Origin of the sequence: Pseudomonas sp. GM80 (genome assembly GCF_000282515.1) — a bacterium.
Taxonomy (GTDB): domain Bacteria; phylum Pseudomonadota; class Gammaproteobacteria; order Pseudomonadales; family Pseudomonadaceae; genus Aquipseudomonas.
In genome coordinates this window covers 1-25,476 of record NZ_AKJD01000165.1, presented here as the reverse complement: position 1 = coordinate 25,476, position 25,476 = coordinate 1, and the positions used below count along the sequence as shown (strand labels likewise).

The following is a 25,476-nucleotide window of genomic DNA, read 5'->3' as shown; positions in this document are numbered from 1 at the left end:
GCAGCAGTCGCAAAACCATCCGACACGGTACAACCGACAGACTGCGGTTGCAGGTTTTGGGGCGGCTTCGCCACCCATCGGGGATAAATCCCATCGCCACAGGGACGGCGTTAATTTTAACTATGGGTATCAGGCCATCAGGTGCAGATGGTTGTCCCAGAGCCCTGCCGGCAGTTCCAGCGGTTTGGCCAGCAGTTCATCCTGACGGCAATCGTAGTAGCGGCAGCGGCCCTGACCGGAGGTCACGACAAAACCGTCCTGCACCGCACCGACACCCGCGCAATCCGGCAACGGTGCATCGAGGCGAACTTCGCCGCTGTCCAGGTCCCAGATAAAGAAGCGATTGCCGCGCGGTGCCGTCAATGCGACCAGACGCAACTCACTGTGCACCGCAACACTGGCGGTGTAATGCCCCATCGACTGCAACTGATGCTCCGGCACCGGGAACGCCACGAACGGCTGCCCCGGACGCTTGATCGCCAGCAGCTCCGAACGCTCATGAGAGGCGCCCATAAACTGCTGACCGGCAACGATGGTGCCGTCACTGGCAATGCCCAAATGGCGCACGCTGTTCATCTGCTGGGCGAGGGTTTCCTTGCTCAGCAAGGTGCCGTCGCGCTGCATCAGCACCAGGCTCGGTTCCATGGCGCTGAGGTTCATGTCGACGCGACTTTCCGCCTCGGTACGAATCCCGCCGTTGGCCACCACCAGCGTCTCGCCATCGGGCATCCATGACACCTGATGCGGGCCGAGGCCGTGGGTGGAAATCTCGCCGCTGTGTACCAGCCGCTCGCCTTCGAACTTGTACACGCCGAGCAATCCACGGCCAGGGTCGGTGGTGTCGTTCTCGGTGGCGTACAGGTACTCGCCGTCCTTGTGCACCACGGCGTGGCCGTAGAAGTGCCGGTTCGGCTGCGAGGTCAGCGTCTGCAGCAACGTGCCGTCGCGCAGGTCGATCAGGTAACTCTCGGTGCCCGGACGCCGCGCGACGAACAGCGCAATCGGCTGCGTCGGGTGGTTGATGATGTCGTGGCAACGCTGGCCGACTTCGGTGGCGAACACCCGCGTGCCATCCAGTCGATAACCGACGGCGTAGTGCTTGCCGTCGGTGTCATCGCGCGCCGACAACAGCAGCGGGCTCTGATCCTTGCGTTTGAACAGCGTCCAGCCGCCCAGTGTCACTGCTCCCAGCAGCGTACTAGCTAAAGTCAGAGCCTGGCGTCGCAGCATGGCACTTGTCCTCATCAGTCACCGTCGTTGGCGTTGAAGCCCAGTTGGATGCCCAGCGCCTTGGCCAGTTCGCCTTCGTGCAGGCGATGGACGACGTTGAGGCTGTCGTAGATGTCGTTGAGTTGCTGACGACCGGCGTCGTCTTCAAGCATTTCGCCGAGCGAGCGCTGAGTGCTGTCGAACAGTTTCAGTGAGGCGGCGTAAGCAGCGTCGATCTTGTCGGCCAACGGCTTTTGCTCAGCCGGCAACAGCCCGCGCAGGCCTTTGTTGTCGACGCCTTCCCACACGGTTTTGGCGGCGGCCAGGCTGGCTTCCAGCGCGGTCATCGACGACTGGCTGCGCCATGCATCGGCCTGGAACGGCTGTGGCACGCCCTTGCTCTGGCGGCCCATTGGCGTGCCGAGTTTTTTCTTCAGGGTGTCCAGCGCGGTGACTTGCACGCGCAGCAGATCGGCGATCGCTTCGTGGGAGTCGGCGTAGCGCTGGTTAGGGAACTTGGTCATCTGCGCGAGCATGCCGTCGGTGTTGTTCCAGTTCTGCAGAATCTCTTCGGCCAGTTGCTTCTGACGCTCGCCGATGGCGATCAGCAGTGGGCAGTACTTGGCTTTCTGCTCGGCGTTGACGACGTCAGGCTTGGCGTCGAACAGGATGTATTCGTAGGCCGACAGGCCCTGAACGACAACGCTCGATTTGGCCAGTGCGGCGGCATCGATCTGCGGCTGGGCGACAACCAGTTGCTCCACCTGACGACCGACAAGGTTCTTCTTGTCCGGCCAGAACTGTACTTGCCAGGCGCGGTTGCCCTCGGCCAGCGGGCCGATCAGCAGCGGTTGCAGCTCGGCCCAGGCTTTCTGTGCGTGCAGGAAGTCGGCGCGGGCAGTCTCCAGGGTTTCTTTGCCCTGGCAGTAGGCGAGGGCGCTGACCGCCAGTTGCTTGTCGGCTTCGACCCAGCGGGTGTAGGTCGGCAGGATCACCGATTTGGCGATGGCTGCCGAGGTGACCGCTTGCGGATCCTGCGGCGAGCAGGCGCCGAGGGCGAGCGCGGCAAGGCTGGTGAACAGTAGCTTGGGACGGAACATGTCGGGCTCCCGATTCTTTTATCAGTGTTTAAAGTGAGTTCAGAAACGCCAGCAGCGCGGCACGCTGCTCGGCATTGAAAGATAAAACCTGTTGCTGCGCCGCCGTCGCTTCGCCGCCGTGCCAGAGCACCGCTTCGAGCAGATTGCGCGCGCGACCGTCATGCAAAAACTGTGTGTGGCCGCTGACCGCTTGCGTCAGGCCAATCCCCCACAACGGCGGCGTGCGCCAGTCGCGGCCAGAGGCCTGGAACTCCGTGCGGTTGTCGGCCAGACCATCGCCCATGTCATGCAGCAGCAGATCGCTGTATGGGCGAATCACTTGATTGGCCAGTTCCGGTTCGGCGGCGTTGGCGGCGGTGGTGTATTTCGGGGTGTGGCACGAATCGCAACCGGCCTGGAAAAATAGGTTCTTGCCGGCGATGACGTCTGCATCGTTAACGCCACGGCGTGCCGGCACAGCGAGGTTGCGGCTGTAGAACAGCACCAGACGCAAAATGTTGTCGCTGACTTCCGGCTCGCCGTCCGGCCCATTGCCGTTCGGCGCCTGTTTGCAGGCGGTTTGCGCGTCGGTGCAATCATCGAACGGTCTCAGGCTGGTCGTCAGGCCCATATCACCGGAAAACGCGTGAACATTCTGTTGATTGAGGTTCGGCTGCCCGGCTTTCCAGCCAAATCTGCCCATGACGGTTTTTTGCAACGCGTCATCCCAGACCTGATTGGGCCGGCCATTGATACCGTTTTTCGCTTTGGCCTGTGCGGCGGCGTTGGCGAGGATCGCTTCCTCAGGGATCGCTTCAAGCAGGCCGAGGCCGATCATCGGCGGCGCGACGCGTGCGGAAAAGCGCGTGTCCGGGTGCATCGGGCCGTAGCCGAGTTGAGTGATCTGCAATACCGGTTTGCGCAGTTCGACTTCGGTGCCGTCCTTGAACCGCACGGGCACCGGGGTGTAGTCGACGCGCACCTTACCTTCCGGGGCAACTCCCGGTACGGACATGTCCTGGAACTGGCCGCCGTAGACAGGCTCTGGCACCACGCCGACCTGTTCGATGAGCCGGGCATATTCCGGTGCATCGGGAATCGACAATCGAACCAGCATCGACACTGCGTTGGCCGCGTCCGGCGTTGGCGGATGACCGCGACCGTCCTTGATGTGGCAGTTCTGGCAGGCGTTGGTGTTGAACAACGGGCCGAGGCCATCGCGCGCGGTGGTGGTCGACGGCGCGATCACCCACGGGCTGCGAAAGAAGCTGTTGCCGACACTGAAATCCACCCGCCGCGACGGTGGCAGGTTCGCCGAGGGCAGGGAGAACGCATTCTGATCCGTCTTGCGCACGGTCGCCGCACCGCCGGAACGCGCTTCACCGGGCTCAGCCTTGGTGAAACGTGGGGCGTCATCGCAGGCACTCAGGCCCAGGGCCAGCAACAGTGCGGACAAGCGAAGAGGCAGCGAGGGCATCAGACATCCTGCGGACGGGCAAAATAAAGGCGCAAAGTCTAACAGGGCGAGGGGGTTTGAATAAGAGGAATTATCGTTTGCTTGATACAGCGCAAATGCAAACCCCCATGTAGGAGCTGCCGAAGGCTGCGATCTTTTGATCTTGCTTCTAATAGACAGATCAAAAGATCGCAGCCTGCGGCAGCTCCTACAGGGGGCTGCGAACAATCCTACAGGGGGCTGCGAACAACATAAAAAAAGGCGACCCGAAGGTCGCCTTTTTTGACGCGGACGCGTTTGATCAGAACTCGTGATCAGCATTGTCCGGGTTCAGGTCGCTGATGCCCAGTTTGCCGGCAGCGGCTTCGATCGAACCGGTCTGCTTGACCAGCGAGGCGATCGCGTCGCGAACGATCTGGTTGCCAGCGGTGTTGCCGGCAGCGATCAACTGGTCGTAGTGCTCACCCTTGTTGGCGTGATCGACCATGACCTGAATCTTCGCTTCTGTCGCAGCCAGATCGGCTTTCAGCGCGGTGTCGGCCGCCGGATCAGCCTTGGCCACCAGCGACGACAGGCTGGCGCCGGTCATTTTGGTGCCGTCAACACGGGTGTACTCGCCCAGATAGACGTTACGAATGCCTTTGGCATCGTAGAAGTGCGAGTAGTGCGTGTTGTCGCTGAAGCAGTCCTGCTCGTCTTCAGGGGAGTTGGCTTCCAGGGAAACCTTCATGCGCTCGCCCGCCAGTTCGCCCAGGGACAGGCTGCCCATGCCGAAGAGCATTTTGCGCAGACCGGTTTCGCCCGGCTCGGCTTCCAGGGTGGCGCGGTAGTTGTCAGCCACGTTCGGCTTCCAGTTGCCGACCATTTCTTCCAGGTCGCTGACCAGCAGTTGGGTCACGGACTTCAGGTAGGCACGGCGACGATCGTTGTGACCGCCAGTGGCGCCGGCGCCTTCCAGGTAGTCGGAGGCAGGACGGTTGCCAGCGCCAGGGCCGGTGCCGTTGAGATCCTGGCCCCACAGCAGGAATTCGATGGCGTGGTAGCCGGTGGCGACGTTGGCTTCGGAGCCGCCCAGCTCGTTGAGGCTGGCGAGTTTTTCCGGGGTGATGTCTTTGACGTCGACCTTGTCTTCGCCGACCTGAACTTCGGTGTTGGCGATGATGTTGGCGGTAGCGCCCGGGTTACCCAGTGCGTGCTCGTAGGATTTGTCGACGTAGTCGATCAGACCCTCGTCCAGCGGCCAGGCGTTAACCTGACCTTCCCAATCGTCGATGATGGTGTTGCCGAAGCGGAACACTTCGCTCTGCAGGTACGGAACGCGCGCAGCAACCCAGGCAGCCTTGGCGGCTTTCAGGGTGTCGGCGTTCGGCTTGGCAAGGAATGCGTCGACGGCGGTCTGCAGGGTTTTCGCGGTGGATTCGGCATCGCTGTAAACCGCGAAGACCATGTCGGCGTAGTGCGCGACCACAGCCTTGGCGGCCGCTTCATCGACTTTACCGGCAGCGGCAGGCGCAGCCGCAGGAGCGGTGGTGCTGGCGGCTGGAGTCGGCGCGGCCGGAGCGGCGGCCTTGTCTTTGCCTTCGCCGCAACCGGCGAGGGAAATAGCGATGGCCAGCAGACTGGCGGTAGCCAGAGGCATACGAATCATGGCGAACATCCTGCTTCGGTGGTTTATAGGACAGGCGCGGGGGTGCGCAAAACTGCGACATAATGCAAATCTTTCGCATTATGTGTAAAGGGTTGTGGCTGGAAATATTTCTTATTTACGTAGATCAAAAGATCGCAGCCTTCGGCAGCTCCTACAGGGGAACGCATTGCAAATGTAGGAGCTGCCGCAGGCTGCGATCTTTTGACTTTTAAAGAATGGCCGCGTTACTGCGTTGCGCCTGTTTGAGGTAGGCACTCAACTCACGCGCCGGCAGCGGCTTGCTGTAGTGATAACCCTGACCTTCGTGGCAGCCTTCGGAAATGATGTAGCTTTCCTGCTCGGCCGTCTCCACGCCCTCGGCAATCACCTGCATGCCAAGGCTTTTGCCCAACTGAATGATCGCGCGAACGATGGTCGCATCGTCGTCGTCATCGAGCAGGTCCTGCACGAAGCTCTTGTCGATCTTGATCTTGTCCAGCGGCAGGCTTTTCAGATAGCTCAGCGATGAGTAGCCGGTGCCGAAGTCGTCGATGGCGATCAGTGCACCGGAGCGACGCAGGCTCAGCAGGTGCTGGGCGGCAGTGCTGATGTCTTCCATCAGGCCGGTTTCAGTGACTTCCAGTTCCAGGCTGCGCGGCGGCAAGCGGTACATCTGCAGCAGGTTATTGACCACCCGTGGCAGCTCGGCGTGGTGCAATTGCACCGTCGACAGGTTCACCGCCATGCGCAGATCGGCGAAACCCTGATCGTGCCATTCGCGCAACTGCTTGCAGGCCTGATCCAGCACCCACTCGCCAATCGCGATGATCGTGCCATTCTGTTCCGCCAGCGGAATGAACAGGTCCGGCGGCACCAGGCCGTGTTCCGGATGCTGCCAGCGAATCAGCGCTTCGACGCCGACCACGCGGTGATCGCGATAGCTGATCTGCGGTTGGTAAACGAGGTAGAACTGATCGCGCAGCAAGGCATCGCGCAGGTCTTTCTCCAGTTCGCGGCGACGGCGCATCTCGCTGTCGACGCTGGCGATGTAGAACTGATAGCGGTTGCGCGAGCGGGTCTTGGCCAGGGTCATGGTCTGCTCGGCCTTCTGCAACAGCTTTTCGGTGCTGTCGCCGTCCTCCGGAAACAGAGTGATGCCGATGGTCGCGCGCAGACGGATTTCCTGATGGTCGAGGGCGAACGCCGCTTCCAGATCATCAAGAATGCTTTGCGCCAGTTCCGCTGCTTCGTAAGGCTGTTCGATATCCGCCTGGACCAGCGCGAACTGATCGCCACCCAAACGGGCGAGGGCGCCGAGGCGGCCGCTGTGGGCGCGCAGGCGATCAGCCAGCGCCAGCAACAACTGGTCGCCGGTCTGGTAGCTGAATTGTTCGTTGATGCCTTTGAAATCGTCCAGCCCTACACACAACACCGCGACCCGGCGTTGCAGCTTGCCGGCGTCGACCAGAATCTTGTCCAGTTGCTGCTGCAATTGCTGACGGTTCGGCAGGCCGGTGAGGAAGTCGTACTGGGCCATGCGCAGCAGGCTGTTTTCTGCTTCGTGGCGCAGATGGGTGTTGCGTTCGATCGACTCAAGCAACTGGTTGGCGGTGTTGATCCAGATCCCCAGTTCGTTTTTCTCGTGGCCCTTGAGCTGCGGAATCTTGTGTTCGCTGGGGCGGTCGGGGTTGATCTCGGTGAGGTGCTCGATGATCCGCGACAGCGGTTTGGTCAGCAGCCAGTGATAGACCAGATACAGCACCAGGCCCATGGCCAGTGCGCGCAACACGCCGGAAATGAAAATGATCACCGAACTGACGATAAACCCTTCGCCATAGGTGGCGGTGTCGAGGGTAATGCTCAAGTCGCCGTAATACTCGCTGTACGGACCGCGCCCCACCAGCTGCGTGGTGAAGGTGCGTTCCTGGCCGAGGATCAGGTCGGTCAGCCAGCGGCTGTTGGAATGCTGCAACTCGCGGGATTTTTGCGCGAGCATGGCTTCGTTGGGATGGCCAATGGAGGCCTGGCGCACGGCGTCGTCCTGGAACAGGCCTTCGATCACCTGCATGCCCATCTCCCGATCAAGGCTGTAAACCGCCTGGGTCGAGGGGTCGCGGAACATATCGAGGATGCGTTCGGCGTCGCCGGCAACTGCCTGACGCGTTTTGTAGGCATCGAAAACAATCTGCGCGCAGCTCAAGACTACGCCGACGATCAATGCCGACAGGAGCACGACCCGGAGCAACTTCACCGACAAGCTGTTCTTGAGTTCCAGCTTCAAAGGGTTATTCCTTAATCCGTGCGGGTAGCGTCAAGTTGCCATGAGTATTGGCAATCCCGTGTTGGCAGTCAAAGGGACAATCAGGCCGAGGATAATTAGCCTGTGGCGTTGGCCGAAATGCTGCTGTCTGGAGTATTAGCCCTAATCTGTACTATGTCGGTAGTTTCGACCCTCAACTTGAGCGCTTCGCAGCATTTTTTCCGCTGTTTTGATGTTAGCCCTCTGTACGGCGGCAGCAAGCCAAGGCAGTGGGAAAAAACCGAGCCCAATGTTGGAGCTGCCGAAGGCTGCGATCTTTTGATCTTCGGCGTACTTGAATACGTCAAAGATCGCAGCCTTCGGCAGCTCCTACAGGAAGTCAAAAGCGTTGAGTGTTCGCAGGTTTCGGCCGTGCGTATGAATCACAGGCATAAAAAAACCCGGCAAAAGCCGGGTTTTTTGACTGGCGCGCAGCTTAAGCGGTGAAGGTTTTGCCTTCGAACTGCTCAGCAACGAACTTCCAGTTGACCAGGTTCCAGAACGCTTCGACATACTTCGGACGAACGTTGCGGTAGTCGATGTAGTAAGCGTGTTCCCAGACGTCGCAGGTCAGCAGCGGGGTGTCGCCGCTGGTCAGCGGGTTGCCGGCGCCGATGGTGCTGGCCAGGGCCAGGGAACCGTCAGCCTTTTTCACCAGCCAGCCCCAGCCGGAACCGAAGGTGCCGATCGAGGTTTTGCTGAACTCTTCCTTGAACTTGTCGAACGAACCGAACGAAGCGTTGATGGCTTCAGCCAGCGCGCCGGTAGGTTGACCGCCGGCGTTTGGCGCCAGGCAGTTCCAGTAGAAAGTGTGGTTCCAGACCTGAGCGGCGTTGTTGAAGATACCGCCCGAGGAAGTCTTGACGATTTCTTCCAGGGTCTTGCCTTCGAACTCGGTGCCTGGCACCAGGTTGTTCAGGTTCACGACATAGGTGTTGTGGTGCTTGTCGTGGTGGTATTCCAGGGTTTCCTTGGAAATGTGCGGCTGCAGGGCATCGTGTGCGTAAGGCAGCGGCGGCAATTCGAAAGCCATGATGATTCTCCTAATCAGGTCTGTTGCGGTGAGCGCAAGGCCGATCACGGGCGGCCAGAAATGCACCGGCGAGTTTTTACTCTTTGCGGCGCAGGGTTCGGATCATAGCACCGGGGTTGCGGCTTAACCACGCAACAACTGTGTGGGATAGAGGTTCCAGAGCTGTTTGGAATAAATCACGACGCCAATATCAGTTGTCCGGCGACCGTGAACATCATCAACGCCACCACCAGATCGAGAATCCGCCAGGTGCTCGGCCGGGCCAACCATGGCGCCAGCCATGCCGCGCCTAGCGCAAGGGTAAAAAACCACAACAGCGAAGCACTCGCCGCGCCGACCACATAAGCTCCCGGCACCGATTGCTGCGCACCGAGAGAACCGATCAGCAGCACCGTATCCAGATAAACGTGCGGGTTGAGCAGCGTCACGGCCAAAGCGCTGAGCATTACCGCACGCAACGAACGCACTGTCTGGTTTTCACCCTGATCCAGGCTCTGTTTCGAACAGGCCCGACGCAGCGCCTGGCTGCCGTACCAGATCAAAAACGTCGCGCCGCCCCAACGGGCAATCGCCAGCAATGTCGGGTTCTGCGCCAGAACCGTCGCCAGGCCGAATACCCCGGCCGCAACCAACAGCGCATCACAGACCACGCACAATGCCGCCACCGGCAGGTGATGTTCACGGCGCAGGCTTTGCGCCAATACAAAGGCGTTCTGCGTACCGATCGCCATGATCAGCCCCAACGCCACCAGCAAGCCGTTCACATAGCTTTGCCACATAACCATTACTCCGCGTTGGCTGCGAGATCGCGCAGCACTTGCATGGCGCGTTCGGCGTCGGCCTGACCGACGAACAAATGGTCGTGGTAGTAACCGGCGATCACGTTGCAGCTAATTCCGGCCTTGCCCAATGCCGTGGCAAATGCGGCGGTAAGGCCGACGGCTTCCAGCGCCGAATGCACGTTGAGGGTGATCCACGCGGCGACATAGTCGAAGCTGAAACCGGCCTGTTCAGCGCGGGAACGTTCGAGAATCACCGTCAGGCCTTCCTGTTCGCGGAAGCTGCCGACGATCTCCAGGCCATTGGGCATCTGGCCGTCACGCAGGGTGCAGAACACGTATTCGCCGGCGTTGAGTTGCGGGCTCATGCTGCGCAACAGGGTTGTGAGTGAAGTTTCGCCAGCCATTGAAGTGGTCCTTGGTTAAGAGTGCTTGCTGGCTATTCTCCGGGCGAAACCTGTATAAGAAAAACCAATAGTGCTGATCGCTCATTAGGAAAACTGATGTTCGACTACAAATTGCTTTCCGCTCTGGCCGCCGTGGTCGAGCAGGGCGGATTCGAACGGGCCGCGCAGGTATTGGGCTTGTCACAGTCGGCGATCTCCCAGCGGATCAAACTGCTTGAGGCGCGGGTCGGCCAACCGGTGCTGGTGCGCGGCACACCGCCGTCGCCCACCGAGATTGGCCGGCGGCTGCTCAACCATGTGCAACAGGTGCGTTTGCTTGAGCGCGACTTGCAGACCCTCGTGCCGGCATTGGACGAAGAGGGCCTGCCCGAGCGCCTGCGCATCGCGCTGAACGCCGACAGCCTCGCGACATGGTGGGCGCAGGCGGTGGGGGATTTCTGCGCCGAGCAGCATTTACTGCTTGACCTGATCGTCGAAGACCAGACCGTCGGCCTCAAGCGCATGCGCGCCGGTGAGGTCGCCGCGTGCCTGTGCGCCAGTGAACGGCCGGTGGCCGGCGCACGCAGCGTGTTGCTCGGTGCGATGCGCTATCGCGCGCTGGCCAGCCCGGCGTTCATCGAACGGCATTTCCCTGATGGCGTGCGCGCCGAACAACTGCCGCGCACGCCGGCGCTGGTGTTCGGCCCGGACGATTTCCTGCAGCACCGCTACCTGGCGTCGCTGGGCGTCGATGGTGGCTTCGAGCACCATTTGTGCCCGTCCTCGGAAGGTTTTATCCGCTTGACCGAGGCCGGACTGGGCTGGGGCCTGGTGCCGGAACTGCAAGTGCGCGAGCAGTTGCAACGCGGCGAATTGCGCGAACTGTTGCCAGATAAACCGATCGACGTGCCGTTGTACTGGCATCATTGGCGCAATGGCGGTCAGTTGCTGGGGTTGCTGACCGAGCAATTGGTGCGTTCATCCGCGCAATGGTTGGTGCCGTTGGACTGACGGCCAGCGTCAAGACACACGAATCAGGCAAAACGAAAGACATCGGAGCTTTACATGAAAATTCTGGTCACCGGCGCAAGCGGCTTCATTGGCGGGCGCTTTGCGCGTTTCGCCCTGGAGCAGGGCCTGGACGTGCGGGTCAACGGTCGCCGGGCCGAGAGCGTCGAGCATCTGGTACGCCGTGGCGCCGAATTTGTGCCCGGCGATCTGACCGATCCTGATCTGGTGCGCGAGCTGTGCTCCGACGTAGAAGCCGTGGTGCATTGCGCTGGCGCCGTCGGACTGTGGGGCCGTTATCAGGACTTTCATCAGGGCAACGTGCAGGTCACCGAAAACGTCGTCGAAGCCTGCCTCAAGCAACGCGTCCGCCGTTTGGTACACCTGTCTTCGCCGTCGATTTATTTCGATGGCCGCGATCACCTGGGCCTGACCGAAGAGCAAGTGCCCAAACGTTTCAAGCATCACTACGCCGCGACCAAATACCTGGCTGAGCAAAAAGTCTTCGGCGCCCAGGAGTTCGGTCTGGAAACCATCGCCCTGCGTCCGCGCTTCGTCACCGGCGCCGGCGACATGAGCATCTTCCCGCGCCTGCTGAACATGCAGCGCAAGGGCCGGCTGGCGATCATCGGCAATGGCCTGAACAAGGTCGATTTCACCAGCGTGCAGAACCTCAACGAAGCCATGCTCAGCAGTCTGCTGGCCGCCGGCTCCGCGTTGGGCAAGGCTTACAACATCAGCAACGGTGCGCCAGTGCCGTTGTGGGATGTGGTCAATTACGTGATGCGCAGGATGGAAGTCCCACAGGTCACCCAGTACCGGTCCTACGGGCTGGCCTACAGTGTCGCCGCGTTGAATGAAGGCGCTTGCAAACTCTGGCCGGGGCGTCCGGAGCCGACGCTGTCGCGGCTGGGCATGCAAGTCATGAAGAAAAATTTCACCCTCGACATCAGTCGCGCCCGGCATTATCTGGACTACGATCCGAAAGTCAGCCTGTGGTCGGCGCTGGATGAGTTCTGCGCGTGGTGGAAAGCTCAGGACATTCGTTGAAACGATTCGGCCCGGCGGCAATGAACCGCACCGCCCGTTGGGGGTCAATCCCTGCGGCTGCGGCGGTTATACTTCGCAGCATTTAGCCATCACCGCGTTTCACAAAGGTTGCCTCAATGTCCATGCGTAATGATGCCCACGACGATTTCGACGATGTCCCGAGCCTGCGTGCCGACACCTTCGACGACGATGACATTCCGACCACTGCGCGCACCTCCGTGCACTCGCGCACGCCACCGGTGGTCCAGGTCAAAGCCGCGAGCACCGGGCCGCTGTGGGCATTGGTCGGCGCGTTGTTCTTTGCCTTCATCGGCTTGGCCTGGTGGAGTTTCCAGCAGATTTCGCTGATGGAACAGCAACTGGTCGCGACCCAGGAAAGCTTTGCGCGCATCAGTGAAGAAGCGGCGGGGCGCCTGCAGGACATTTCCGGCAAGGTCGTGGCCAGCCAGAGCAACGTCACCAGTGACAGCGAAGCCCTGAAGCTGCAGATCAAACAGCTTGAAGGCAAGCTGCTCGATCAGAGCAAACAGCAGCAGGGCGTCGCCGGTCAGGCTAGCGATCTCGATAAGCGCCTGGCGCAGATGACCGCGCAAACTACCGAACAACAAAACGCCAACACCCAGTTGCAGGCACAGGTCAAAGCCTTGAGTGCGGAGCTGGCAACGGTGAAAAGCACCCCGGCCGACACCAGCAAGGTCGATGCGCAGTTGAAGTCCTTCGATGCGCAGTTCAAGAGCCTTGGCGCCGATATTGCCGCGTTGAAGAAACAGGGCAATCCGAGCGCGGCGATTGATCGTCTGGAACAGGACATCGTCGTCCTGAAAAGTCAGCAGGACAACCGCCCGGCAGCCCCGCAGGGTGGCGGCAATACGGCTGAGTTCGACGCGTTCCGTGGGCAGATGACGCGCAACATCAACACCTTGCAGGCGCAGATCCAGAACTTGCAGCAGCAAATAAATTCCCGGCCATAACTCAGATCACTTAATGCGGGGAGCCTTTGTGGTGAGGGGATTCATCCCCGATGGAGTGCGGAGCGCTCCCCTGCATTTCTCCAGCAATACCGATTGCTCAGTTTTTGGGGCTGCTTCGCAACCCATCGGGGATGAATCCCCTCACCACAGAAATCTCCTTTGTCACAGGAAGATGCGGCAATCTCTCGATTCATCTTCAACCTCCGTCTAACGCCAACCCGTCTACGCTCTTGAAACACCAACAGGAACGAGGGATGCGTCATGGGGTTTGTGCATAAATTCGCCTGGCTCTGTTTGCTGTTACTGGCCGGATTCGGCCAGGCCAGCGCCGCGACCGCCGCAAAAGATGACAGCCAGGCCGCCATCGCCTTGCTGGAAAAAGCGCTGGCCTACTACCACGACAACGGCGACAAGGCCTTCGCCGCGTTCAGCCGCCAGGGCGAGTTCGTCGACAAGGATCGTTATGTATTCGTGGTCGACACCAAGGGCGTGATGCTTGCCAGCGGCGGGCCGTCTTCAGCGCTGATCGGCCGTGACGTCAGTGAAGTGCTCGGGCCGGATCTGCAAAAGGCCTTCAAGGAGGCGTTGCGGGTGCCGGAAGGCAATGGCATTCAGCAAGCCGAATACCGCTGGCAGAACCAGGCGGATGGCAAGGTCGAGCGCAAGCATGTGTTCTACCAACGCATCGGGCAGCGGATTCTGGCGGTCGGCTATTACCTGCCGCGCGCCTCGGCCGAGCAGGCCAAAGCCCTGCTGGACAAAGCCGCGAGCGATCTGAGCAAGGATGAGAAGGGCACGCTGACGGCGATCAACTCGCTCAAGGGCGGGTATTTGCAGGATGATCTGTACGTGTTCGTGGTCGACCTGAACACACAGCGCTATGTCGCGCATGGCACCAATTTGCGGCTGGTCAATACCGACTTTGGCAAGGTCAAGGATCCGGAGGGCAAACCGGTCGGCGAGCCGATTCTGGCGCTGATCGGCAAGCAGGATGACGGCGAGTATGAGTACCGCTGGAAGAACCCGGTAACCGGCAAGGTCGAGGATAAACATGCCTACCTGAAGAAGGCCGGGCATTTTATGGTGGCGGTCGGTTATTACAGCCCTTGAAGATCAAAAGATCGCAGCCTGCGGCAGCTCCTACATGATTATTCCCCTGTAGGAGCTGCCGCAGGCTGCGATCTTTTGCTGTTTTATTTGGCGCCGTGTTCGCGCCCGCGCAGCAGGCTGTTAGGCATCGCAATCGCCGCCGCGAGCCCGAGCAAAGACACCGCCGCACTCACCCACAGCAAATGGCGGAATGTCACCAGCAACTCGGCGCGCAAGGCATTTTGTGCATCCCCCGGTGCTGCGTTCAAACCATCAAGCAAGACGTTGCCCGAATGCCCCTCGCTCATCAGCGAACTGCTCGCCAAATGGGCGAAACTTGAATCTTGCAACAGCGCCAGCAGCAGCGCCGACATCAACGCCACACCCACCGCGCCGCCCAGTGAACGGAACAGGTTGGTGGTGCTGGTGGCCACGCCGATGTCGCGTTGCTCCACCGAGTTCTGCGTGCCGACCAGCGAGGTCGGGAACTGCATGCCGCTGGAAATGCCGCAGAGCAACATGAACAAGCCGCTGATCAAAGTCGCCTCGGGTGGACTGAATGCCATGCCGAGAATCGAGATCGGCATCAGCAGCGCGCCGGTCAGAATCTGCGGTTTGTAGCGCCCGGTGATCGACGTGCGACGCCCGGCGAAATAGGCACCGATCGGCAGGCCCATGGCCAGCGGCAGCAAGTGTAACGCCGCGCTGTCGGCGCCGGCACCGGTGACGGTCTGAAAGCGCAACGGCATCAACACGATCAACGAAATCGCCTGGAAACTGGTGAAGAAAATCGTGCACCAGCACAGCAAGGCATTGCGGTTGGCGAACAGGTGCATCGGTAGCAACGGTTCACGCGCACGGCGCTCGTGCCAGACAAATACCGCCAAAACCACCACCGCACACGCGAACAAGCCAAGCACTTCGCCGCTGCGCCACGAATGACCCTGGCCGACCTGAGTAATCCCCAGCAGTAGTGCCGTCAGGCCAATGATCATCAGCAGGGTGCCGAGATAATCGATGACCGGTTTGCGCTGCGGAATCGGCAGGCCGCGCAAGTTGCGCCGTGCCACCCAGTAAGCGCCGAGGCCCAGCGGCAGGTTGATCAAAAACACCCAGCGCCACGACAGGTATTCGGTCATGTAACCACCGAGCACCGGCCCGGCGACGCTAGCCACCGCGTACATGCTGCTGAAGTAACCCTGATAGCGCCCGCGTTCACGCGGCGGCACGATGTCGCCGATGATCGCCTGACTCACCGAAATCATCCCGCCGGCGCCAATGCCTTGAAGAATCCGCGCCAGCACCAGTTGCTCCATGCTTTGCGCCATGCCGCAGAACAGCGAAGCGAGGGTGAACAGGCCCATGCCGAACAGCATCAGTTTGCGCCGCCCGTACAAGTCGCCGAGCTTGCCGTAGATCGGCACGGCCACGGTCATCGCCACCATGTACCCGGAAATCACCCAGGCCAGCAGGCTGACGTCCTTGAACTGAGCAGAAATGGCCGGCATCGACACGGCGACGATGGTCTGATCCAGCGCACCAAGAAAGATCGCCATCATCAGCGCGACCAGCACGCTGCGAATGGCCGGTTTGGGCGTTTCGGGGTGATTGAGATTGGTCACGGGCAAAACCTGCGGGCAGTGAGAGTCCCGCAGATCGTCAGGCGAGCGGGGATGCTCGCCAGTGTAAGTCGGTAGCAGGCTATTCGATAGCCTCATAAGGAAGTCCGACGTAATTTTCTGCAATGGTTTTTCGGCCCGCTTCTGAACTGACAAAGTAGTCCAGTTCCGAGGCACTGATGCGCTGGCTGAACGCATCGTGATCGTCGAAGCGGTGCAGCATCGAGGTCATCCACCAGGAAAATCGTTCGGCTTTCCACACGCGGCGCAGGCAGATCTCCGAGTATTTATCCAACAGCTCAGTGCGACCGTCGCGGTAAACCTTCAGCAGAATATTGAACAAGGTGCTGACGTCGCTTGCCGCCAGATTAAGACCTTTGGCGCCAGTCGGCGGGACGATGTGCGCCGCGTCACCGACGAGGAACATCCGCCCGTACTGCATTGGCTCGACGACAAAACTGCGCAGCGGCGCGATGCTTTTTTCGATGGACGGGCCGGTGACCAGTTGCTCGGCCAGCGACTCAGGCAAACGACGTTTCAACTCATCCCAGAAGCGTTGATCGCTCCAGTCATCGACGTTTTCCTCAGCCGGCACTTGCAGGTAATAGCGGGTGCGCGTTGCCGACCGCATGCTGCACAAGGCAAACCCGCGCTCGTGGCGGGCGTAGACCAGTTCCTCATGCACCGGCGGCGTGTCGGCAAGAATGCCCAGCCAGCCGAACGGATAAACCCGCTCGAACACCTTCAGGCAATCAGCAGGAATCGACTGCCGCGCGACCCCGTGGAAACCGTCGCAACCGGCGATGTAGTCGCAATCGACGCGCCAGGTTTCGCCGTCCTTTTCGAAGGTGACAAAAGCTTCGTCGCTTTTCATGCCGTGGGGAACGACATTGCTTGCTTGATAAACAGTCGGCGCACCTGCCTCCCGACGAGCGGCCATCAGGTCGCGGGTGACTTCGGTCTGGCCGTAGATCATCACGCTCTTGCCGCCGGTCAGCGCATGCAAATCGATGTGCACTTGTTGCCCATTGAGGGCCAGGTCGAAACCGTGGTGAACCAGACCTTCAGCGTCCATCCGCTGACTCACCCCAGCCTGACGCAACAGCTCTACCATGCCTTGTTCAAGCACGCCGGCGCGGATACGCCCGAGCACATAGTCGGGGGCCTGACGTTCGACAATGAGAGTGTCGATGCCGGCGTTGTGCAGCAACTGACCGAGGAGCAAACCGGACGGACCGGCGCCGATGATGGCGACTTGGGTTTTCAGCGTTTTCATTGTTTTTATAACTCGCAAGCTTCACGCGACAATCGCCGCTGAATGATTTTTATGGATCGAGTGCTTGCATTTTTCCCTTGCGGGTCTGTCAATTGAAGGTGAAAACTGAGCCGATACCTGTACATTCTGCCAATCGGTGCGATTATCGCCCGCAAACCCCGAGGCCTGGATTGAAGTGATGAACAAGCCTGACCTGCCTTCGATTCCGGTGTTCAAGCTCTACGGTGAAAGCCTGGACTGGCCAACCCCTGACTTGCTGCACTGTGAAACCATTTCCTCCCGCAGCCGCGAACATCAGTGGGAAATCAAACCCCACCGCCACGCCGATTTGTGCCAATTACTCTTCGTTTTCAAAGGTCAGGCAGAGCTTGAAATCGAAGGGCAACGCACGCAGCTCAAGACACCCGCCATTCAAGTCCTGCCACCGCTGTCGGTGCACGGCTTTCGTTTTTCCGAGGACGTTGAAGGATTCATCGTCACCCTCGCCACACCGCTGATCAACCATTTGCAGGCGCAACTGGGCGACGCGGTGCACGCACTTGCCCAAACCGAAAGTTACCCGGCAGGCGCGGACGGCGAATACCTGAACAGTCTGTTTTGTGCGTTGCAGGCCGAATACAACGGTCATCAACCGGCGCGGGAAATGCTCATGCATGCGCTGGTCAGCGTGATCATGGTCTGGGTCAGTCGCCAGGCGATTGTTCGGCATAACGCCAGCCAGCGGCCGCAGCGTCAGCGCGAGTACCTCAACGGTTTCATTCAACTGGTGGAGGAGACTTATCGCCAGCACGTTAAGGTCGAGGACCTGGCGCATCGATTGGGGATTTCGGTATCGCACCTCAACGGCACGTGCCGAGAGCTGGCGGGGCAACCGGCGTTGCAGATCATGCACGAACGCCAGTTGCTGGAAGCCAAGCGCCTGCTGACGTACACCAGCATGACCATTTACGAGATGTCGGAATTGCTCGGTTTTTCCGATCCGACCAACTTCACACGGCTGTTCCGCCGCAGGGTCGGGATCTCACCAAAAGCCTTCCGCGATCGCCTGAAGGCCGAACAGTAACCTCAAAGCCGCTGCAAAAAATGTGGGAGCTGGCTTGCCAGCGATAGCGGTGGTTCAGTCACCTTAAATGCTGAATGTCAGACCGCAATCGCTGGCAAGCCAGCTCCCACAGGTTTTGTGTCAGCCTCAGCGCAGGGCATTCAGCGTGGCGTTGTGCGGAATGCAGCGCTCGAAATTGCAGCTCGCGTATTCGCGCGGCAGCTGTCGCAGTTGCTCGACCCGCCAGGCAGCGGTGCCGTACAGCGCCAGCGTGGCGGCGCAGGTGATGAAAATCGCGAAATACCTTCTTGTTTTGATGTTCATGGCGTTCACCTCTGAACGAAATACCCTGCGGTATTACTTTCAGCATAGAACAAGATCAAAAGATCGCAGCCTGCGGCAGCTCCTACATGGATCCGTGTAGGAGCTGCCGCAGGCTGCGATCTTTTGACTTTTAAAATCCCACATCCCACGCCGGGGTCTCGGGAAACCGCTGCACCAGAAAATCCAGCAGGCTGCGCAGCGCCGCCGGCATGTGTTTGCGTGAGGCGTACACCGCGTAGATGTTCAGTTGCCGTGGTTCCGCTGCGGGCAGCAGGCGTACCAGTTCACCGCTGTGGATATGCACGCCGGCCTGGTACGTCGGCAGCATCGCCACGCCCGCGCCGGCCAGGGTCGCGCGCAGCAGAGTGCTCGCTTCGTTGGCGCTGATATTGCCCTGCACCGGCACGGACACCGGCTCGCCGTCTTCCTCGAAATGCCACAGGCTCTTGCCGAAATACGAGTGCGTCAGGCAGTTATGCCGGCTCAATTCCTCGACCCGTTGTGGCGCCGGGTGTTCTTGCAGATACGCCGGTGCTGCACACACCACCGAGCGGCACACCGTCAGGCGCCGGGCGATCAGGTTCGGATCGAGATCGTTGCTGGTACGAATCGCCAGGTCGATCCGTTCATCCACCAGGTTCACCGTGCGATCGAGCATTTGCAGATCAATGCTCACCCCCGGATAGCGTTTGACATACGCAGCCACCGCGTCGGCCAGTTGCGCCTGGCCGAACGACGTGCTGACGCTGATTCGCAGCAGCCCGCGCGGTGCGTCGTCGGGTTCGCTGACGGCGGCCTGCATGTCGTTCGACAGTTCGATCATCTGCCGACAGCGCGGGAGGATTTCACTGCCGGCGGCGGTCAGGCTCAACTTGCGTGTGGTGCGGTGCATCAGGCGTGCGCCGACCCAGTCTTCCAGCTCCGCCAGATAACGTGAAACCACCGGACGTGAGAGGTCCAGTTGGTCGGCGGCGGCCGACTGACTGCCCAGGTCCACCACGGTGACAAACACTCGCATTGCTTGGAGACGATCCATGATTTGCCCGCTTTCAGAAACAAACTATGTTCAAGCATCGCATTTTTTGTACTGAGTCAGGCAACTAAGCTGTGTTTCATCGCCAAGCAAGGCATTCGCACACCGGAGCAACAGATGATCGGTTTCACCACACTCAAACGCGTTCTGCTCGCCACCGCTTCACTGGGTTTCGCCGCGCACGCAGCGGCGGCCAATTTGACCCTGGACGTTTACAACCCAGGCGCCAATGCGATTTTCCCAGTGACATCGGTGCTGGTCAGCGGCGAGAAAGACGCGATTCTGGTCGACGCACAGTTCGGCAAATCCCAAGCCGAACAGGTGGTGGAGAAGATCCGCGCCAGCGGCAAGCAACTGACCACCATCTACATCAGTCACGGTGACCCGGATTACTACTTCGGTCTCGACACCCTGACCCAGGCTTTTCCGAATGCCAAGGTGCTGGCGTCGCAACCGACCGTCTATCACATCAATCAGACCGTGGCCGGGAAACTGGCGTTCTGGGGCCCGAAAATGGGCGCCGACGTGCCGGCGAAAACCATTGTCCCGGGTGTGCTCAAGGGCGACAGTCTGATGCTTGAAGGGCAGAAATTGCAGGTGGTCGGCCTTGAGGGCAAGCAACCGGATCGCAGCTTCGTGTGGATTCCGTCGCTCAAAGCGGTGGTCGGTGGCGTGGTAGTGGCCGAGAACATTCACGTGTGGATGGCTGACACGCAGACCGCGCAATCCCATGCTGACTGGCTGCAGACGCTGCACTCGATCGAAACCCTGAAGCCGAAAACCGTGGTGCCGGGGCACTATCTGGGTGACAGCGGCCGCTCGCTGGCCAGCGTCAAATTCACCGCCGACTACATTAAGGCATTCGACGCAGAAACTGCGAAGGCCAAGGATTCTGCTGCACTGATCGCCGCGATGAAAAAACGCTACCCGGCACTGGGTGAAGAGAGCTCGCTGGAGCTGAGCGCGAAAGTCGCCAAGGGCGAGATGAAGTGGTAACGCGCTCCATCTGAATACTGAGGTCTCAAGGATTGCTGATTGCCTTTGTGGCGAGGGGATTTAGCGAATCGTCGCACCGCCCCGATCGGCTGCGCAGCAGTCGCAAATCCTGAGAATGCGGTTTCACAGGAAAAAGCAGGGGAGCGCTTCGCACTCCATCGGGGATAAATCCCCTCGCCACAAAGTTTCCTCAGCACAGGGAATATCTTCACTCAATAGATATGTGCCTCATTTGAAACACTCAAGCCAACTGGAGAACGTCATGAGCAAGATCGCAATCATTGGTGCCACCGGCCGTGCCGGTAGCCAACTGCTGGAAGAAGCCCTGCGCCGCGGTCATAGCGTCACCGCTATCGCCCGCGATACTGCGAAGATCGGCGCGCGTGCCGGTGTTGTCAGCAAGAATGTCGACGTGCTCGATTCGGCGGCACTGCAAGAAGCGGTCGCCGGTCACGACGTGGTGATCACCGCGGCGCATTTCGCTACTGTTCCTGCGAGCGCCATCGTTGGGCCGGTGAAGCAGGCGGGTGTAAAGCGTTTGTTGGTGGTCGGCGGGGCCGGCTCGCTGTTGCTGCCGGACGACACCCGGGTGATCGACAGCGCCGGTTTCCCGGCCGAGTACAAGACCGAGGCCAGCGCCGGTGCGGCGTTTCTTGATGCGTTGCGCCAGGAAAAAGAGCTGGACTGGACCTTCCTCTCGCCGTCGGCGGAATTCGTTGAGGGTGAGCGCACGGGCAAATTCCGCGTCGGCCAGGATCACTTGCTGGTGAGCGCCGAGGGCCGTAGCTGGATCACCTTTGCCGACTATGCGATTGCACTGATCGACGAAGTGGAAACACCAAAGCATTCACACCAACGCTACACCGTCGGCTACTGACACATCCCCCTGTAGGAGCTGCCGAAGGCTGCGATCTTTTGATCCTGATTTTTTAGAATCAAAAACAGGATCAAAAGATCGCAGCCTTCGGCAGCTCCTACGGGGGATTTGTGTTTAGCGGGTGTGGGCTTGTTCTGTCAGCCAGATCATTAGTTCTTCGAGCGGTGGCGACGGCTCGGTTCCTGGTGGCAACACAACGTAGTACGCCAATCCTGTTTTCACTTTCAAAGCAAACGGCATCACCAGCCGTCCGGCGCGCAAGTCATCGCCGATCAACGACCAGTCCCCAATCGCCACGCCCGTGCCGTGCGACGCCATCGACATCGCCTGATCCAGCGTTTCGAAATGCTGGCCGCTGCTGATGTTGTTCAACTGCAGCCCGGCTGCGTTCAGCCACACCGACCAATCCTGAATATCGTGCGTCGGATGAAGCAACAGATGCTGCTGCAGATCCGCCGGTGCATTCAGCGCCGGTGAACCCTTGAGCAGCAGCGGCGAACACACCGGCGTCAGTTGCTCATCAAACAAGTGCAACGCGCCCGGCGAGTTATCGGGCGGCGCGCCGTAGATCACCGCCGCATCGAATTGCTCACGCTGAAAATCCACCCCGTGTTGCAACGACGCCGTGAGTTTCACCGGCACGTCCGGGCGTTCTTTCTGCCATTGCAGCAAGCGCGGCAGCAGCCAGCGCATCACGCAACTGGGCGCCTTGAGTTGCAGGGTTTCGCGTTGTTGGCCGATCTGCTCGGTCGCTTCGCTGATCAGGCCGAAGATTTTTTCCACGCGCGGTAGCCATTCACGTCCCTCGGCGGTCATCGCCAAACCTCGGGCCAGACGGATGAACAGCGGATAACCAAGATGTTCTTCCAGCCCGGCGATCTGCCGGCTCACTGCGCCTTGGGTGATGTGCAACTGTTCGGCGGCGCGGGTGAAGTTGCAGCACTGCGCGGTGATCAGAAAGGTGTGCAGGGCGGACAGGGGCGGCAGGCGCTTCATGGCGATCCAAGGTATGACGTGAGGACATGGCTAGTATGACTTTTAATCGATTGTTGCGGCTACCTGCCGACCGTTCAATGAGCCCATTAAAGGGCTTTATGTAGGAGTGAGCCTGCTCGCGATACCGGTAGATCAGTCACTGCGATGTTGGATGTGATGACGCTATCGCGAGCAGGCTCACTCCTACAGAAAAGCACGGTGTATTCAGCGAGCAGAAGGGCAATCGACATGGCGACGTGTGGCGAAGTACTGGTCAAGTTACTCGAAGGTTATGGGGTCGAGCAGGTGTTCGGCATTCCCGGTGTGCACACGGTGGAGCTGTATCGCGGGCTGGCGCGTTCGAGCATTCGTCACGTCACCCCTCGGCATGAGCAGGGCGCCGGTTTCATGGCGGACGGCTACGCGCGCACCGCTGGCAAACCGGGTGTGTGCTTTATCATCACCGGCCCGGGCATGACCAACATCACCACCGCCATGGGCCAGGCGTATGCCGATTCGATCCCGATGCTGGTGATCTCCAGCGTGCAATCGCGCAGCCAATTGGGCGGCGGGCGCGGCAAGCTGCATGAGCTGCCGAACCAGAGCGCACTGGTTTCCGGTGTCGCGGCGTTCTCGCATACCTTGATGTCCGCCGCTGAATTGCCGGTGGTGCTGGCGCGCGCGTTTGCCTTGTTCCAGGCCGGTCGTCCACGTCCGGTGCACATCGAAATTCCGTTGGACGTGCTGGTTGAAAACGCCGATGACTTGCTCGCCAGTGTGCCGGTCAATATCGACCGTGCCGGGGCTGCGCCAAGCGCAGTCAAGCGCATGAGCGAATTGCTCGCCGGTGCCAAACGTCCGTTGATTCTCGCTGGTGGCGGTGCCATCGACGCGGCGCCGGAATTGACCAAACTCGCCGAGTTGCTCGACGCTCCAGTGGCACTGACCATCAACGCGAAAGGCATGCTGCCGGGCAACCATCCGCTGCTGATCGGTTCGACCCAGACGCTGGTCGCCACCCGCGCGCTGGTCGCTGATGCCGATGTGGTTCTGGCCATCGGCACTGAACTGGCCGAGACCGATTACGACGTCACCTTCGCCGGCGGTTTCGAGATTCCCGGCAAACTGCTGCGCATCGATATCGATGCCGACCAGGCCGTGCGTAACTACCCGCCGCACCTGGCGCTGGTGGCCGACGCACGCAACGCTGCACAGGCTTTGTTGAACACCCTGTCGCAGGAAAAACTCGACGAGCGCAGTAGCGATTGGGGGCATGCCCGCGCCGGCAAACTGCGCGCTGAACTGGCCGCCAGCTGGGACGCGCCGACCCTCGCACAAACCCGTTTCCTCGACACCGTGCTCGATGAATTGCCGAACGCGGTGTTCGTCGGCGACTCGACGCAACCGGTGTACACCGGCAACCTCACGTTCAACCCGGATCACCCGCGCCGTTGGTTCAACGCCTCGACCGGTTACGGCACCCTCGGCTACGCCTTGCCGGCAGCGATCGGTGCGTGGCTCGGTGGCCAACTCGACCAGGGCGCGCGGCCTCCGGTGGTGTGCCTGATCGGCGACGGCGGGCTGCAATTCACCCTGCCGGAACTGGCCAGCGCGGTCGAAGCGCGGGTGCCGGTGATCGTCCTGTTGTGGAATAACCAGGGTTACGAAGAGATCAAGAAATACATGGTCAACCGCGCCATCGAACCGGTGGGTGTGGACATCTACACCCCGGATTTTGTCGCGGTGGCCAAGGCTCTTGGCTGCGCGGCTGAAGCGATCAGCAGCATCGAACAACTGCGCAGCGCGTTGCGTTGTGCAAGCGATCGTCAGGGCCCGACCTTGATTGAAATCGACCAGACCCAATGGATGCAGGCGGTGGCGCAATGATCAGTTTCCCAACCACACTCGATGGCCTCTACATCAACGGCCAATGGTCGGCGGGTGGTGAACACTTGCGCGTGATCAACCCGGCCACCGAAGCGCTGCTGACCACGGTCAATGGCGGTGACGAGCACGCGGTCGAGCAAGCCGTCGCCGCTGCCAGCGAAGCGTTCAAAACCTGGTCGCAAACCACTGGCGCCGAGCGCGGCGCGATTCTGCGCAACATCGCCAATGGCGTGCGCGACGGCCGCGATCATCTGATGAAGTTGCAATCGAGCAATAACGGCAAACCGCAATTCGAAGCGGCCATCGACGTCGATGACGTCATCGCCACGTTCGAGTATTACGCCGAACTCGCTGAAGGCCACGACGCGAAACAGGACAGCAACGTGCCGCTGCCGAGCGATGACTTCAGCGCCCGTTTGCGTCGCGAACCGTGTGGTGTGGTCGGGCTGATCGTGCCGTGGAATTTCCCGATGGTGACCACCGCGTGGAAGCTGGCGCCGGCGTTGGCGGCCGGTTGCTGCGTGGTGCTGAAACCGTCGGAAGTGACGCCGCTGCCGGAGCTGGAACTGGCCGCGATCATTGCTGAATCGGGTCTGCCCAATGGTGTGTTCAATCTGGTTTGCGGCACCGGGCTGGCAGTCGGCGCGCCGTTGTCGGCGGACCCGCGTATCGCCAGGATTTCCTTTACCGGCAGCAATGCGGTCGGCGTGCAAGTGATGCAGCGTGCGGCGGAAACGGTGAAGGGCGTGAGCCTGGAACTGGGCGGCAAATCCTCGCTGCTGGTGTTGGCCGATGCTGATATCGACTTGGCGGTTGAACTGGCCTGTGGCGGTGCGTTTTTCAACGCCGGGCAGATGTGTTCGGCCACCAGTCGCGTGCTGGTTGCTGATGAGCTGGAAGAAGAATTCCTCCGTCGGCTACAGAAGCGTGCGCAGGCGATTCGCGTCGCGGATCCGTTCGACCCTGAGGTGGAAATGGGCGCGCTGGTCAACCAGGCGCAGTACCAGCGAGTGCTTGGGCATATTGATCGTGGGCTGAGCGCGGGCGCGCGGTTGCTCTGCGGCGGCAATCGCCCGGCGGATCTGCCGCGTGGCTATTACTTGCAGCCGACGGTGTTCACCGATGTGCCATTGGACAGTGCGCTGTGGTGCGAAGAGATTTTCGGGCCGGTGGTGTGTGTGCGCAGTTTCAGCAGCGAAGCCGAGGCGATTGCGCTGGCCAATGACACACCGTTTGGCTTGGTCGCGAGCGTGGTGACGAGCGATGCGGTTGCCGCGGATCGCGTCGCCAATGCGTTGCAGGCGGGGATGGTGTGGATCAATGCACCGCAAGTGATCTTCCCGCAGGCGGCGTGGGGTGGGTACAAGCAGAGCAGTATTGGTCGCGAGCTGGGGCCTTGGGGGTTGGCGGCTTTTCAAGAGATCAAACATGTGATTCGCGCGGCCTGATCACAGAGGCGTA

23 protein-coding genes are annotated in these 25,476 nt (G+C 60.4%); 10 read left to right on the top strand and 13 right to left on the bottom strand.

Going from position 1 to position 25,476, the window contains the following annotated elements; genetic code table 11:
- Positions 1 to 129: 129 nt before the first annotated feature.
- The 5 genes from PMI37_RS22935 to PMI37_RS22915 form a co-directional block, all read right to left on the bottom strand.
- Positions 130 to 1,230, bottom strand: coding sequence for a DUF1513 domain-containing protein (locus PMI37_RS22935; protein WP_008085489.1), 1,101 nt, complete (start codon positions 1,228 to 1,230; stop codon positions 130 to 132).
- Positions 1,231 to 1,244: 14 nt separating this feature from the next.
- The gene (locus PMI37_RS22930; protein ID WP_008085488.1) at positions 1,245 to 2,309 is read right to left on the bottom strand and encodes an imelysin family protein; all 1,065 of its coding nucleotides are present in this window, start codon (positions 2,307 to 2,309) and stop codon (positions 1,245 to 1,247) included.
- Positions 2,310 to 2,337: 28 nt separating this feature from the next.
- Positions 2,338 to 3,765 carry a di-heme oxidoreductase family protein gene (locus PMI37_RS22925; protein WP_008085486.1) on the bottom strand — a complete coding sequence of 476 codons (1,428 nt, stop codon included), beginning with the start codon at positions 3,763 to 3,765 and terminating at the stop codon, positions 2,338 to 2,340.
- Between the two features lie 280 nt (positions 3,766 to 4,045).
- Positions 4,046 to 5,392 (bottom strand): imelysin family protein, encoded by a 1,347-nt coding sequence (locus PMI37_RS22920; RefSeq protein ID WP_008085485.1) that lies wholly within the window; start codon positions 5,390 to 5,392, stop codon positions 4,046 to 4,048.
- Between the two features lie 208 nt (positions 5,393 to 5,600).
- Positions 5,601 to 7,652: a putative bifunctional diguanylate cyclase/phosphodiesterase gene (locus PMI37_RS22915; protein ID WP_008085483.1), complete on the bottom strand. Its 2,052-nt coding sequence runs from the start codon at positions 7,650 to 7,652 to the stop codon at positions 5,601 to 5,603.
- Positions 7,653 to 7,754: 102 nt separating this feature from the next.
- Here PMI37_RS22915 and PMI37_RS22910 point away from each other — a divergent pair, with 102 nt between their 5' ends.
- The gene (locus tag PMI37_RS22910) at positions 7,755 to 8,117 is read left to right on the top strand and encodes a hypothetical protein (RefSeq protein ID WP_008085481.1); all 363 of its coding nucleotides are present in this window, start codon (positions 7,755 to 7,757) and stop codon (positions 8,115 to 8,117) included.
- On the opposite strand, the gene PMI37_RS22905 is transcribed toward PMI37_RS22910, so the two are convergent.
- The 3 genes from PMI37_RS22905 to PMI37_RS22895 form a co-directional block, all read right to left on the bottom strand.
- Positions 8,107 to 8,703 carry a superoxide dismutase gene (locus PMI37_RS22905; RefSeq protein WP_008085479.1) on the bottom strand — a complete coding sequence of 199 codons (597 nt, stop codon included), beginning with the start codon at positions 8,701 to 8,703 and terminating at the stop codon, positions 8,107 to 8,109. The two genes, PMI37_RS22910 and PMI37_RS22905, sit on opposite strands and share 11 nt — an antisense overlap.
- Before the next feature lie 176 nt (positions 8,704 to 8,879).
- Positions 8,880 to 9,482: a LysE/ArgO family amino acid transporter gene (locus PMI37_RS22900; RefSeq protein ID WP_008085477.1), complete on the bottom strand. Its 603-nt coding sequence runs from the start codon at positions 9,480 to 9,482 to the stop codon at positions 8,880 to 8,882.
- Positions 9,483 to 9,487: 5 nt separating this feature from the next.
- The gene (locus tag PMI37_RS22895; protein WP_008085476.1) at positions 9,488 to 9,889 is read right to left on the bottom strand and encodes an ACT domain-containing protein; all 402 of its coding nucleotides are present in this window, start codon (positions 9,887 to 9,889) and stop codon (positions 9,488 to 9,490) included.
- Positions 9,890 to 9,985: 96 nt separating this feature from the next.
- Between PMI37_RS22895 and PMI37_RS22890 the strand changes: the two genes are divergently transcribed.
- The 4 genes from PMI37_RS22890 to PMI37_RS22875 all read left to right on the top strand — a co-directional run bounded on the left by PMI37_RS22890 (position 9,986) and on the right by PMI37_RS22875 (position 14,007).
- The gene (locus PMI37_RS22890) at positions 9,986 to 10,879 is read left to right on the top strand and encodes a LysR family transcriptional regulator ArgP (protein ID WP_008085475.1); all 894 of its coding nucleotides are present in this window, start codon (positions 9,986 to 9,988) and stop codon (positions 10,877 to 10,879) included.
- Between the two features lie 54 nt (positions 10,880 to 10,933).
- Positions 10,934 to 11,926, top strand: a complete 993-nt coding sequence (locus PMI37_RS22885) for an NAD-dependent epimerase/dehydratase family protein (protein ID WP_008085474.1) — start codon at positions 10,934 to 10,936, stop codon at positions 11,924 to 11,926.
- A gap of 116 nt (positions 11,927 to 12,042) precedes the next feature.
- Positions 12,043 to 12,897, top strand: coding sequence for a hypothetical protein (locus PMI37_RS22880; protein WP_008085473.1), 855 nt, complete (start codon positions 12,043 to 12,045; stop codon positions 12,895 to 12,897).
- 261 nt (positions 12,898 to 13,158) lie between these two features.
- Positions 13,159 to 14,007: a cache domain-containing protein gene (locus PMI37_RS22875; RefSeq protein WP_008085472.1), complete on the top strand. Its 849-nt coding sequence runs from the start codon at positions 13,159 to 13,161 to the stop codon at positions 14,005 to 14,007.
- Positions 14,008 to 14,090: 83 nt separating this feature from the next.
- On the opposite strand, the gene PMI37_RS22870 is transcribed toward PMI37_RS22875, so the two are convergent.
- Positions 14,091 to 15,608, bottom strand: coding sequence for an MDR family MFS transporter (locus tag PMI37_RS22870; protein ID WP_045123245.1), 1,518 nt, complete (start codon positions 15,606 to 15,608; stop codon positions 14,091 to 14,093).
- Positions 15,609 to 15,687: 79 nt separating this feature from the next.
- The gene (pobA, locus tag PMI37_RS22865) at positions 15,688 to 16,881 is read right to left on the bottom strand and encodes a 4-hydroxybenzoate 3-monooxygenase (RefSeq protein WP_008085467.1); all 1,194 of its coding nucleotides are present in this window, start codon (positions 16,879 to 16,881) and stop codon (positions 15,688 to 15,690) included.
- A gap of 178 nt (positions 16,882 to 17,059) precedes the next feature.
- Between pobA and PMI37_RS22860 the strand changes: the two genes are divergently transcribed.
- Positions 17,060 to 17,944, top strand: coding sequence for a helix-turn-helix domain-containing protein (locus tag PMI37_RS22860; RefSeq protein ID WP_008085464.1), 885 nt, complete (start codon positions 17,060 to 17,062; stop codon positions 17,942 to 17,944).
- A 126-nt stretch (positions 17,945 to 18,070) separates the two neighbouring features.
- On the opposite strand, the gene PMI37_RS32080 is transcribed toward PMI37_RS22860, so the two are convergent.
- Together PMI37_RS32080 and PMI37_RS22855 are read right to left on the bottom strand one after the other, a co-directional pair.
- Entirely contained in the window at positions 18,071 to 18,247 is a 177-nt protein-coding gene (locus PMI37_RS32080; protein WP_008085463.1) for a hypothetical protein, read from the bottom strand.
- Positions 18,248 to 18,377: 130 nt separating this feature from the next.
- Entirely contained in the window at positions 18,378 to 19,283 is a 906-nt protein-coding gene (locus tag PMI37_RS22855) for a LysR family transcriptional regulator (protein WP_202949190.1), read from the bottom strand.
- A 114-nt stretch (positions 19,284 to 19,397) separates the two neighbouring features.
- Here PMI37_RS22855 and PMI37_RS22850 point away from each other — a divergent pair, with 114 nt between their 5' ends.
- Positions 19,398 to 20,276 carry an MBL fold metallo-hydrolase gene (locus tag PMI37_RS22850; protein ID WP_008085459.1) on the top strand — a complete coding sequence of 293 codons (879 nt, stop codon included), beginning with the start codon at positions 19,398 to 19,400 and terminating at the stop codon, positions 20,274 to 20,276.
- Positions 20,277 to 20,538: 262 nt separating this feature from the next.
- Positions 20,539 to 21,153: an NAD(P)-dependent oxidoreductase gene (locus tag PMI37_RS22845; RefSeq protein ID WP_008085458.1), complete on the top strand. Its 615-nt coding sequence runs from the start codon at positions 20,539 to 20,541 to the stop codon at positions 21,151 to 21,153.
- A gap of 114 nt (positions 21,154 to 21,267) precedes the next feature.
- On the opposite strand, the gene PMI37_RS22840 is transcribed toward PMI37_RS22845, so the two are convergent.
- A complete protein-coding gene (locus tag PMI37_RS22840) occupies positions 21,268 to 22,149 on the bottom strand; it encodes a LysR substrate-binding domain-containing protein (protein ID WP_008085457.1) in 882 nt (293 codons plus the stop codon).
- Positions 22,150 to 22,377: 228 nt separating this feature from the next.
- On the opposite strand from PMI37_RS22840, the gene PMI37_RS22835 reads away from it, so the two are divergent.
- Positions 22,378 to 24,015 (top strand): 5-guanidino-2-oxopentanoate decarboxylase, encoded by a 1,638-nt coding sequence (locus PMI37_RS22835; RefSeq protein WP_008085456.1) that lies wholly within the window; start codon positions 22,378 to 22,380, stop codon positions 24,013 to 24,015.
- Positions 24,015 to 25,463, top strand: a complete 1,449-nt coding sequence (locus PMI37_RS22830; RefSeq protein WP_177323331.1) for an aldehyde dehydrogenase family protein — start codon at positions 24,015 to 24,017, stop codon at positions 25,461 to 25,463. Before PMI37_RS22835 ends, PMI37_RS22830 begins: the two co-directional genes overlap by 1 nt.
- Positions 25,464 to 25,476: the final 13 nt, after the last annotated feature.